Genomic DNA, 12,039 nt, shown 5'->3' with positions numbered 1-12,039 from the left:
GACAAAGGTCTCGTTCAAGTCGGCGCCCGCGGTGGGTAGATCCGCGTCGGCAGCCAGAAAATCAGCAGGATCAGCACAGCGGCCAGCCCTGCCATGCAGTAGTAGAGGTCGGCGGAGGTCAGCACCACGGCCTGCTGGTGCAGGCGCCGGGCCAGGCCGGCGACGCCGTCGTCCACCAGAGGCGAGTTGCCCAGGCTGTCCACCAGAATGGTCGAATGAAAATGCAGGCGGCGGGTGGTCAGCACATCCAGCACACCGGTGGCGATCACCGCCGCCAGGCCTTTCACGGTGTTGAACCACGCCGAGGCAAAAGGCCCTTCCATCGGGGTGATACTGCCGGTGGAAAGCATCAGCAATGGCAGCACTGCCATGGGCTGGCCGAAGATCTGCAGCAGTTGCAGCACGTAGAAGTCGTCACGGATCCAGGCCGATGTCAGGTGCGTACCGCCCAGACAGGACAGCACCAGCATGCCCAGGCCGATCCCCAGCACCCAGCGGCAATCGACCCAGCGCAGGTTGCACAGTGCTGCCACCAGGGGCAGCGCAAGCAGTTGCGGCAGGGCCATCACCAGCATCACCGGCGCGGTCTGCAACGGCCGGTAGCCCTGGACCTGAGCCAGATAGGCGGACGGGATGATGATCACCGCCGTCAGTACCACCAGCACCCCGGCCAGGGTCAGCAGGGCGAAGGACAGGTTGCGGATGCCGAGCATCTGCAGCTTGAAGAAGGGAATCGGCTGCGACCACTCGTTGATCATGAACAGCACCAGCAGCACCAGGCCGCCGGCCAGCAGCACACAGATCAGCGGCGACTCGAACCAGTCCAGGCGGTTGCCCTGCAGGATACCGATCACCAGCATGCAGATCGCCGGAAAGCCCAGCAGCAGGCCGCGCCAGTTGAACTGCTTGAAACGCTCCAGGCGCAGCGGGTCCTGGGGCAGGCCGTAGGCCACCGCCGCCATCGCCAGCAGGCAAGGCAGCACCACCTGCCAGAACGCCCATTGCCAGCCCACGTACTCGGTCCAGAGTGCCGCCAGGGGCGTGCCCAGGCTGGGGCCGAAGGTGGCGGTCAGGGCATAGCCGGCCAGGCCGTAGAGCTTGACGTTGGCCGGCAGGAAACGCAGGGCCACGGTCATCAGCATCGGCGGCAGCGCGCCGCCGGCCAGGCCTTGCAGGGTGCGCAACAGCAACAGGCTTTCGTAGTTCGGGGCGAAGGGGCACAGCACCCCCAGCAGGGTGAACAGGCCAATGGCACACAGGGTGAAGCGCCGCAGGGAAAAGGTCACCGAACACCAGGGCGCGAAGGCCATGGCCGCCACCGAGGTGGCGGTGTAGCAGGCCACCAGCCAGGTGCCTTCGTCGTAGCCGATGAACAGCGCACCACGAATGTCCGCCAGGGCGATCTTGGTCACCATCTCGTTGAGGCCCGAGACCAGCACCGCCAGCAGCACGCCCACCAGGCCGATGATGATCCGCGGCCCGAACACCGGCGGTGCAATGGCTGCCGGCTTGCTGGCGGCTTCAACCGAAGCAGGCGCAGCGACAGCGAGGGAACTCATGGAAATACTGCTCCAGACAAGAAAACCAGAGCAGTTTATGAACAGCCGATGCTGACGAAAACTGACTTATCGACAGTTTATAAGTGCGTCAGACGCAATGATTCACCCTGTTGACCGTAGGAGCTGGCTTGCCAGCGAAGGGGCCCTCAAGACCGCTTGCGCCGGCAAGCCGGCTCCTACGAGGAGGTCGGCTGGGCTTCTTGCCAGGTGGCCTGGCAGGAGGTGCGCAGGGTTTCGCGAAACCACTTGTGCGCCGGGTCCTTGTCGTAGCGCGGATGCCAGGCCTGGGTCAGGACCAGGGTCGGCAGGGAAATCGGCAGCACGAACGAACGCAAGCGCAGGCCCAGGCGCGAGACGCTGAGCAGGGTTTCCTGGGGCACCGGCAAAATCAGGTCCGAATCCGGCAGCATGAACATGGCGGCGTGGAAGCTCGGGGCAATCAGCGGCACCCGGCGCTCCAGGCCCTGCTCGGCCAGGGCCGCATCGATAGGTCCACGGGCTATGCCCCGGCGAGACATGCTGATATGGGGAAACGCGGCAAAACGCTCGGCGGTGATGTCTTCGTCCAACAGCGGGTGGCCTTCGCGCACCAGGCCGACAAAAGCGGTGGTGAACAGGTTCTGCACCTTGACTTCCGGGGTCAGGGGCCGGGTGTTGCTAATCCGCAGGTCGATCCTTCCCTCCCGCAGGGCCTCGTCATCGCCATCGCCTTCGGGCACGAAGCGCAGCTCGCACAAGGGCGCCTGACGCTCCAGGGTATCGATGAGGCGACCGCCATACACGCCGACGAAAAAATCGTTGGCGCGCACGTTGAAGCGCCGCTGCAGGGAACCCAGGTCGACCTTGTCCGCCGAGCGGAACACCAGCGCCGCCTGCTCCACTACATCGCGCACCTGGCTGCGCAGTTCCAGGGCCTTGGGGGTGGGCACCAGGCCGCGTCCGGCACGTACCAGCACCGGGTCGCCGAGGGCGTCGCGAATCCGCGTCAGGGTCCGGCTCATGGCCGCCGGGCTGAGGTTCATGCGCCGCGCCGCGCCCACCACGCTGCCCTCGTCGAGCAGGGCGTCGAGGGCCACCAGAAGGTTCATGTCCGGAAGTTGCATGCTGAGCACTCGTGACTGGTCAGGGATGATCCAGGCGCAATGCTAGCAGGCTTGGCGCCTAGGAAAATGAGGGAGATCAATCCTTACCCGTGAACCCACTAGCCGCGTAGGAGCCGGCTTGCCGGCGAATGGGCCCTCGAACCTTGCATAGCCCTTGAGGACGCTTTCGCTGGCAAGCCAGCTCCTACGGTCGGGGGACTGGCGGACGAGGTAGCTCAGCGCTGCATGCCCCAGCGTTTTACCGTGATCCGCTCCAGGGTGTCGAAGATCAGGTTTTCCACCAGCAGGCCGATGAGGATCACCACTGCCAGCCCGGCAAACACCTTGTCGGTGTACAACTCATTGCGGTTCTGGAAGATGTACCAGCCCAGGCCACCCTTGCCGCTGGTGGCGCCGAACACCAGCTCGGCAGCGATCAGGGTGCGCCAGGCGAAAGCCCAGCCGATCTTCAACCCGGCGAGAATCGACGGCAGCGCCGCCGGGATCAGGATGAACAGCACCAGGCGCAGGCCCTTGAGGCCGTAGTTGCGCCCGGCCATGCGCAGGGTTTCGGAAACCCCGAGAAACCCGGCATAGGTGTTCAAGGCCAAAGCCCAGAGCACCGAATGCACCAGCACGAAGATCAGGCTGTTCTGCCCCAGGCCGAACCACAGCAGCGCCAGGGGCAGCAGGGCAATGGCCGGCAGCGGATTGAACATCGAGGTCAGGGTGCTCAGCAGGTCACGGCCAAGCCGGGTCGAGACCGCCAGGGTGGTCAAGGCAAACGCCAGGACGATGCCGATCAGGTAGCCCTTGAGCAGCACCACCAGGGAAATGCCCACCTTGCCCAGCAATTCGCCGCTGAGCAGGCCCTGGTAAAGAGCGCTGGCAGTTTGCAGAAAACTCGGTAGCAGCAGGTCGTTGTTCTGGTAACGGGCCACGGCTTCCCAGAGCAGCGCCAGCAGGACCAGGATCAGGCTCTTGCGCAACCAGCCTTGTTGCCAGAGGCGCTGCCCCAGGGGCAGCTCGCGCTCCAGGGGCACTTGCAGCAAGGGCTGCAGGACAACTTCGTATTCCTCGCGCGCAGGGGATGAGTGGCTCATCGGGCATTCCTCGTTCAACGGTGGCCTGACGGCTCAATAAGCGATACGGATATCGGCGAAATCCAGCTCGGTTTCAGTTTCCGGCGATTGGCCTTCATCGAACAGCAAGCGGTGGACGCGCCGCGCGGTCTGCTGAAAAGCCACGCCACCGAGGCTCTGCAGGTCGTACTGGTGGCTGTGGACTTCCGCCCGCACGCGCCCCGGATGAGGCGACAACAGGAGGATGCGATTGCCCACCACCAGCGCTTCCTCGATGGAGTGAGTGACGAACAGCAAGGTGAAGCGCACCTCCTCCCAGAGCCGCAGCAACTCCTCCTGCATCTTGCGCCGGGTCAGGGCGTCGAGGGCGGCGAAAGGTTCGTCCATCAGCAGGATCTTCGGCTGCATGGCCAGGGCGCGAGCGATCGCCACCCGGGCCTTCATGCCACCGGACAGGGTATGCGGATAGGCATCGGCGAAAGCCGCCAGGCCGACTTTCTCCAGGTATTCCAGGGCGCGCTCTTCGGCCTCGCGGCGGCCGAGGGTCTTCGACGCCAGCAGGGGAAACATCACGTTCTGCTTCACGGTTTTCCAGGGGGGCAACTGGTCGAACTCCTGGAACACCACGATACGATCCGGCCCGGGCTGGCTGACGCGCTGGCCTTGCAGGCGAATCTCGCCCTCACAGGGCTGGATGAACCCGGCCACGGCCTTGAGCAGGGTCGACTTGCCGCAGCCAGAAGGCCCCAGCAGGACAAAGCGGTCGGCCGGATCAACCTCGAAACTCACCTGGTGGGTGGCCCGCACCACCCGCTGCGGGGTGCGGTATTCCAGGCTGACTTGTTCCACCGCCAACAGCGCCTGGGCGATGGCAGCGCGATTGCTGGCCGTGTGGCCTGGCAAGGGGGCATTCATGGCGATCAGCTCCCCTGCAACGGTTTGGCATCCTGGAAGAAGTAGTCCTTCCACGACTCGGGCTTGTTCTTGATCGCACCGACCCGGTAGAGGAATTCCGCCAGTGGGTAGGTGTTTTTCGGTGTCACGCTGAACTCGAACTGCGGGTTGTCGATGATCTTCAGCAAGGCGGCGCGGTCGATCTTGGCCTTGGTCACGCGCAGGTAGGTATCGGCGGCTGCGCCCTTGTCGTGCTGGGCGAACTCGGCCGCTTCGGCCAGGGCTTCGACGAAGGCCTTGTAGGTCTTGGGGTTGTCGTTGCGGAATTTCTCGGTGGCGAACAGCACCGTCGGTGAGTTGGGCCCCAGCAGGTCGTAGGTATTGAGCACCACGTGCACATTGGGGTTCTCCAGGGCCTGGTCCTGGAATGGCGGGTTGGAGAAGTGCCCGGTCAGCTCGGTGCCGCCGGCAATCAGCGCGGCGGTGGCGTCCGGGTGGGGAACGGCGATGGTGTACTTGTCCAGGCGATTGAATTCCTTGTCGCCCCATTGCTTGGCGGCGGCGTATTGCAGGAAGCGCGATTGCACCGAGACCCCCACCGCCGGTACCGCAATGCGGTCCTTTTCGGTGAAGTCGGCGATAGTCTTGACCTTGGGATTGTTGCTCACCAGGTAGTAGGGAAAGTTACCCAGAGAGGCTACGGCCTTGACGTTCTGCCGGCCGTGGGTGCGATCCCAGATGGTCAGCAGCGGCCCGACGCCGGCCCCGGCAATGTCGATGGAGCCCGACAGCAGCGCGTCGTTGACCGCCGCGCCGCCGGACAACTGGGTCCAGTCGACCTTGATGTCGATGCCCTGCTCCTTGCCGTGCTTTTCGATCAGGTTCTGGTCGCGCACCACATTGAGCAGCAGGTAGACGATACCGAACTGTTCAGCGATGCGGATCTCGCCTTCGGCCTGGGCCGGCGCAGGCGCGACCAGGCTGCCGGCCAGCAGGCTGAAACCCAGGCCGATGGCCGTGGCCAGCCTGCCGAGGCGGGGAATGAAGGGAATGGATAAGGACATGCTGGTTCTCCTGCCGTGCCTGGCTGATCAGTAAGGGGCGTCGCCCTGGATGGTGGTGCGATACAGCTTGCGGCGCAGATGGCTCGGGCAACCGGCGGCCAGGTGGATCAGCGAGCGGTTGTCCCAGAACACCAGGTCGTGGGGCTGCCATTGATGGCGGTAGATGTTGTCCGGCAGCACGCTGTGGGCATACAGCTCGGCCAGCAACTGGGCGCTTTCGTCTTCCGGCAGGCCAACGATACGGGTGGTGAAACCCTCGCTGACGAACAACGCCTTGCGGCCGTTTTCCGGGTGAGTGCGCACGACCGGGTGCACCACCTCGGCGACCTGGGCCAGTTGCTCCGGGGTCAGGGTCGGGCGCCAGTTGCCCTCGAACTTGGTCTCGCTGTAGCGCGCCGTGTAGGAGTGGGCGGCGCTGCGTCCCTCGACCGCCTTGCGCAGCGCCTCGGGCAAGTTGTCCCAGGCCTGGTGCATGTTGGCGAACAGGGTGTCGCCCCCTTCGGCTGGCAGTTCCTGGGCGTGCAGCATCGAGCCCAGACTCGGCAGCTCCTTGTAGGAGAGGTCCGAGTGCCAGAACTTGCCGGCGTCCCCCAGGCCGATGGACTGGCCGTTCTCGATGATGTTGGAAACGATGAGGATTTCCGGGTGCCCGGCCAGCAGGAACTGCTTGAGCACATGAATCTGCAACACACCGAAGCGACGGCTGAAGGCAATCTGCTGTTCGGGGCTGATGCGCTGGTCGCGGAACACCACTACGTGATGGTCCAGGTGGGCGCGGTGGATGCGGACGAAGTCCTGGTCGTTGACTGGCCGGGACAGGTCGAGGCCGACGATCTCGGCGCCGACAGCCCCATTCAAGGGCCGGATTTCGAAAGCTTGTGCGGCAATGGAGGCGGCACTGGCTGATGCAGACATGACTGAAACTCCCGCGCAGGCGCGCCCAGGGCGCGCGCGTCGATCAGAAACTCACGGAGATCCCGTGTGGGTTCATTTCGTGCGGCGCGCCGATTGGTCGGCAGGTACGCAGGGATTCAACTTTATAGATATAAGAAAACTAATTTAAATACCGTTAGTGAATAACGATATGTTGATTCAACCGATGGACCGCTTGGGGACGGTACGCCGACGAAGGCGCTCTCAAGGCCCCTTCGCTGGCAAGCCAGCTCCTACAAGGCTGGCTGGTGGTTTTTATAGGGATCAGCGTTCGTGCAGGGCTTCGGCGCGGGCGCGGATGATCGGCTTGAGCAGGTAGCTGAGGATGCTTTTCTTGCCGGTGATGATGTCCACCGAGGCCACCATCCCGGGGATGATCAACAGCGGCTTCTCATCGGTGCCCAAGTGGCTGCGGTCGGTGCGCAGCTTGATCATGTAGTAGGTGGTCTTCTTGTCTTCATCGGTGATGGTATCGGCGCCGATCTGTTCCAGGCGGGCCTTGAGGCCACCGTAGATGGTGTAGTCATAGGCGCTGAACTTGACCACCGCTTCCTGCCCCGGATGCAAGAAAGCAATGTCCTGGGGACGGATCTTGGCTTCCACCAGCAGGGTGTCGTCCAGCGGGACGATTTCCACCATGTCGCTGCCCGGCTGGATCACCCCGCCGATGGTGTTGACCATTAGCTGCTTGACGATACCGCGTACCGGCGAGGTCACCAGGGTGCGGCTGACCCGGTCTTCCAGGGCCTTGCCGGTGGCGCTGGCCTTGTTCAGTTCGGTGCGCGCTTCGTTGAGCTGGGTCAGGGCCTCGCTGCGGAACTTGCCGCGGGTTTCATCGATCTTGCGCTGCACTTCCTTGATCGCCGATTCGGCGCGGGGGATCGCCAGGGTGGTGGCGTCCAGCTGGCCACGGGTTTCCACTTCGGCACGCTTGAGCCGCAGCACTTCCACCGGCGACACCGCGCCCTGGGCCACCAGCGGCTCGGACATGGCGATTTCCTGGCGCTGCAGGCCCAGTTGCTGGCGGTATTGCGCCTGCTTGGAGGTGAACTCGCGCAGTTCCTGCTGCTTCTGGATCAGCTGTTCCTGGAGGCCACCGATCTCGTCATGCAGTTGCTGGCGACGGCTCTGGTACAGGGATTTCTCACTGGCCGCCTGGCCCGGCGCTTCCTTGACCGCCTCGGCGGGGAAATTCAGCTCGCGTTCATCCACCTCGGCGCTCAGGCGCTCGACCCGCAGCAGCATGGACAGGCGCACGGTCTCGGTCTCGCCGACGTTGGACTGGAAGCGCGTGTCGTCGAGGCGAATCAGCGGCGCGCCGGCCTCGACTATCTGGCCTTCCTTGACGTACAGCTCGGAGACGATGCCGCCTTCCAGGTTCTGGATCTTCTGCAGCTTGGAGGAAGGAATCGCCTTGCCCTCGCCCTTGGTTACCTCGTCGATCACCGCGAAGTTGGCCCACAGCACCAGGAACAGGAAGAACGCGATGATGCCCCAGATGGTCAGGCGGATAACCCGCGGCGCATCTTCGATCAGTGCCTTGTTGACCTCGGGCAGCGGCTGCCCCTGGAGCGAATCGGTGCCTTTGAAATAGCGACGGATCGAGTCCTTGAATCCCGACTTAAGCAACACTGATCTGCCCCTTCTTCAACGCTTCCATCACCACCGCTTTCGGGCCATCGGCCAGGATTTGTCCACGGTCCACCACCAACAGCCGGTCCACCAGCGACAGCAACGACGCCCGGTGGGTGACCAGTACCACGGTCTTGCTCTGCACCACCGCCTCCAGGCGCTGTTTCAAGCGCTCTTCGCCGGTGTTGTCCATGGCGCTGGTGGGCTCGTCGAGCAGCAGGATCTGTGGGTTGAGCAACAGCGCGCGAGCCAGGGCGACGTTCTGCCGCTGGCCACCGGAAAGGTTCTGCCCGCGCTCGCCCACCTGCAATTCATAGCCCTGCGGGTGCAGCCTGGCGAACTCATGGACCCCCGCCAGTTCCGCGGCCTGCAGCACCAGTTCGTCCTCGACGTAGCGGGCACCGGAAGTCAGGTTGTCACGCAGGGTCCCGGCCAGCAGTTGGATGTCCTGGGGCACGTAGCCGATGTTGTGACGCAGTTCGCTGACATCGATCTGGCGGATGTCCACACCGTCCACCAGCAGGGCCCCGGAGTCCGGCTGGTAGAGCCCCACCAGCAGCTTGGCCAGGGAGCTCTTGCCGGAGCCGCTGCGGCCGATGATGCCGACCTTTTCACCCGGCTTGATCATCAGGTTGATGTTCTTCAGCGCCGGGTTCTGCTGCCCCGGGTAGGTAAAGCTCAGTTGCCGGCACTCGATGGCACCCTGCAGCACGCTGCGGCTCAGGGGGCGCTCGTCGAAATTGCGCTCTTGGGGCAGCTCCATCATCTGGTCCACGGAGGTCATGGTGACCCGCGCCTGCTGGTAGCGGGTCAGCAGCCCGGACAGCGAAGCCAGCGGGCTCAGGGCCCGACCGCTGAGCATGTAGCAGGCGATCAGGCCGCCCATGCTGAGGTTGCCGTCGATGATCTGGTACACGCCGAAGATGATCATGATCACCCCGGCCAGTTGCTGGATCAGCAAGGTGATGTTCATTGCCAGGCTGGACAGCATCTTCACCCGCAGCTCAAGCCGGCTGAGGGTACCGATGGTCTGCTCCCACTGGTACTGGCGCTCGCTCTCGGCGTTGTTGACCTTGACCGCGTCCAGGCCGGCCAGGGTCTCGATCAGGCTCGACTGGCGCTCGGCCCCCAGGGCCATGGTCTTCTCCATGGTCGCCACCAGCGGCTTCTGCAGGGCATAGCCTATGCACAGGGCAATCGGGAAGGCCAGCACCGGAATCCACACCAGATGCCCGCCAAGGATGGCGATCACCAGGAAGATCAGCAGGGTGAACGGCAGGTCGATCAGGCTGGTGAGGGTCAGGGATGCGAGGAAGTCCCGCAGGCTCTGAAACTCATGGATGTTCTGGGCGAAGCTGCCGACCCGTGCCGGACGGTACTTCATGGCCATGCCGACGATGCGCTCGAACAGCGTGGCGGAAATGATCAGGTCGGTCTTCTTTCCCGCCAGGTCCAGGCACAGGCTGCGCAGGCCCTTGAGGATCAGGTCGAAGATGTAGGCGCCTATGATGCCGATGGACAGCACCCACAGGGTCGAGGTGGCCTGGTTGGGCACCACCCGGTCATAGACGTTCATCACGAACAATGGCGCGGCCATGGCGATGATGTTGATCAGCAGGCTCGCGGCAATGGCGTCGGCATACAGCCAGCGCGAGCGCTTGAGGGTGTCGCGGAACCAGGAACGGGCGCGGGGGATCAGCGACCCGTGGTTGACGTCGAACTTGTGCTGGGGCTGGGCGAAGAACACCTGGCCGCTGTAATCGTCGGCCAGCAACTGGCGGTCGACACAGACTTCGCCGCCATCGCTTTCGCTGAGCAGCAGCCGCGCCTGGTCTTCACCCTGCCAGCCCAGCAGCACCGCGCTGCGACCGTCCTTGAGCAGCAACAGGGCGGGCATGGCGATGGCTGGAATCTGTTCGAGCTTGCGCCGCAGCACCCGGCCCTGCAGCCCGGCCCGGGCCGCGGCCCGGGGGAGCAGCTCGGCGCTCAGGCGCTGGGATGGCAAGGGCAGGCCGGTGGTCAGCATCGCCGCACTGGCGGGCTTCTGGTGCAGGAAGCAGAGGGTCAGCAAACCATCCAGAAGGGGATCGTCATGCATGCCGCGTGGATCATGACTGAGTTGCACACTGACTTCTGATTCCACGCTCGACACTCTTGACTGGCTGGTTGGATGAAATTAGCTCAATTCATCCCGGGCAGCTGGACCTTGGGCTTCACATCGCTTTGCACGACGGAGGCCATAGGTGCCACCACTCCCTGGCTTTTGAGCAACTCGCCCATGGTCGCCTTGATTCGATATTGAGTAAATAACTGAATGTTCTGGATCTCGGCCAGGCGCCGGGAGGCGGTGAACAACTCGTTTTCACTGTCGAGCAAGTCCAGCAGGGTACGTTCACCCAGGCTGAACTGCTTCTGGTAGGCGGTCCGCACGCTGGTGCTGTGATCCACATATTGCTGGGCGATCGGCACCTGGGCGTTGGCGTTGTTCAAGGCGTTCCAGGCCAGGCCCAGTTCCTCGTTCAGCACCCGCAGGGCGTTGTTGCGGATATCCAGCGCCTGGTTGGACTGGTAGGCCTTGGACTCCAGGTCGGCCTTGTTGCTGCCGCCGGCGAACAGGTTGAAGCGCATGCGCAGCATGGCCTGCCATTCATTGTTGTGGCCGTTCTGGCCGTCCAGGTCGTTGTCGGCAGTACGCCCCAGCTCCGCGTCGAAGCGCGGATAGAACGCCGACTTGGCGGCATCGTACTGCTTCTCGGCAGCGACGATATCGGACTCGGCGGAACGCAGGATCGGGCTGTTTTCCAGCATCTGGTGCCGGGCCTCGTCGAGGTTGGCCGGCAACAGCGCCATGAAACTGGCAGGGCGTTCCAGTTGGTCCGGCATTTCTCCGACGGCACTCAGGTAGTTGGTCTGGGCGTCGGCGAGGTTGGTCTGCTCGGTGATCAGGTTGTTGCGGGCTTGGGCCATCCGCGCTTCAGCCTGGTCAAGGTCGGCGCCGCTACCCACGCCACGCTGGGTGCGCAGCTTGATCTGGTCGTAGATACGCTCGTGATTGCGCAGGTTGTCTTCCGCCAGTTGCACGAATTGACGGCGGGTCAGCACATCCAGATAGACCTGGGCCACGGTCAGGGCCGTGCGCTCGGAGGTGCCCAGCAGGGAGTAGGCGCGGGAGTTGACGGTGGCTTGTTGACGCCCGACTTCGCTGGACGTGGCAAAACCGTCAAAAACCATCTGTTGCAGACGCAAACTTGACTCGCCGCGGTTCAAGGTTTCCCAGTGGTTGCTGCCTGTACCCGCACGGGTCGTAGGGTTATCCGTCCCTTCACGACCATAGCCAGCTAGCATGTCCACTCGTGGCAGATAGCCACCTTTGGCGGCTTTCAGCTGGTAGTCAGCAGCCAGACGGCTGTTCACGCCGGCTTGGATTTCCGGGTGCACATCCAGTGCTTTCTGCATGGCTTCAGGAAGGGTTTGAGCCTGCACAAAGCTGGCGGCTAAGGCAAAGGGCAGGGCCTTGAACAGATGAAAACGCATGGTAAGAATTTCCCTCGGACAGCGTGTCCAGAATCACGTCAGAACGTGGCACCACATCGATTTATTACAACCAAAACAACCGTCCGTCGGAAAGTTCAAACTAAGAACTGGTTCACATACTTCAAGTCAGGTTACCGCGTGAATATCAATGTGACATTAATTCGGCGATTGTTTAGGATGGCGTCCATAAGGTCAATAGTTTGGCATAAAGTTAATACCCAAAAAATATAGCCAAACTTTTGACGGTAGATCTGTCAAT

9 protein-coding genes are annotated in these 12,039 nt (G+C 63.2%); all 9 read right to left on the bottom strand.

Annotated features, from left to right (window positions below; genetic code table 11):
- Positions 1-14: 14 nt before the first annotated feature.
- Complete coding sequence (locus tag PFLCHA0_RS00725) at positions 15-1,559, bottom strand: MFS transporter (protein ID WP_015633679.1); 1,545 nt, start codon at positions 1,557-1,559, stop codon at positions 15-17.
- 176 nt (positions 1,560-1,735) lie between these two features.
- Positions 1,736-2,662 carry a LysR family transcriptional regulator gene (locus tag PFLCHA0_RS00720; protein WP_011058522.1) on the bottom strand — a complete coding sequence of 309 codons (927 nt, stop codon included), beginning with the start codon at positions 2,660-2,662 and terminating at the stop codon, positions 1,736-1,738.
- A 215-nt stretch (positions 2,663-2,877) separates the two neighbouring features.
- On the bottom strand, positions 2,878-3,744 hold the full coding sequence (locus PFLCHA0_RS00715; protein WP_011058521.1) for an ABC transporter permease: 867 nt from the start codon (positions 3,742-3,744) through the stop codon (positions 2,878-2,880).
- A gap of 33 nt (positions 3,745-3,777) precedes the next feature.
- Positions 3,778-4,638, bottom strand: coding sequence for an ABC transporter ATP-binding protein (locus PFLCHA0_RS00710; RefSeq protein ID WP_015633678.1), 861 nt, complete (start codon positions 4,636-4,638; stop codon positions 3,778-3,780).
- A gap of 5 nt (positions 4,639-4,643) precedes the next feature.
- Positions 4,644-5,681 carry an ABC transporter substrate-binding protein gene (locus PFLCHA0_RS00705; protein ID WP_015633677.1) on the bottom strand — a complete coding sequence of 346 codons (1,038 nt, stop codon included), beginning with the start codon at positions 5,679-5,681 and terminating at the stop codon, positions 4,644-4,646.
- Positions 5,682-5,708: 27 nt separating this feature from the next.
- On the bottom strand, positions 5,709-6,596 hold the full coding sequence (locus tag PFLCHA0_RS00700) for a TauD/TfdA dioxygenase family protein (protein WP_015633676.1): 888 nt from the start codon (positions 6,594-6,596) through the stop codon (positions 5,709-5,711).
- A gap of 282 nt (positions 6,597-6,878) precedes the next feature.
- Entirely contained in the window at positions 6,879-8,246 is a 1,368-nt protein-coding gene (locus tag PFLCHA0_RS00695) for an HlyD family type I secretion periplasmic adaptor subunit (protein WP_011058517.1), read from the bottom strand.
- Positions 8,236-10,389 (bottom strand): type I secretion system permease/ATPase, encoded by a 2,154-nt coding sequence (locus tag PFLCHA0_RS00690; RefSeq protein ID WP_011058516.1) that lies wholly within the window; start codon positions 10,387-10,389, stop codon positions 8,236-8,238. The genes PFLCHA0_RS00695 and PFLCHA0_RS00690 overlap by 11 nt, the downstream gene beginning before the upstream one ends.
- 38 nt (positions 10,390-10,427) lie before the next feature.
- A complete protein-coding gene (locus PFLCHA0_RS00685) occupies positions 10,428-11,780 on the bottom strand; it encodes a TolC family outer membrane protein (RefSeq protein WP_011058515.1) in 1,353 nt (450 codons plus the stop codon).
- Positions 11,781-12,039 lie beyond the last annotated feature (259 nt).

The organism is Pseudomonas protegens CHA0 (genome assembly GCF_000397205.1).
GTDB classification, from domain to species: Bacteria; Pseudomonadota; Gammaproteobacteria; order Pseudomonadales; family Pseudomonadaceae; genus Aquipseudomonas; species Aquipseudomonas protegens.
Note: the sequence above shows the minus strand (reverse complement) of the source record. Positions and strands in the feature narration are given on the sequence as shown.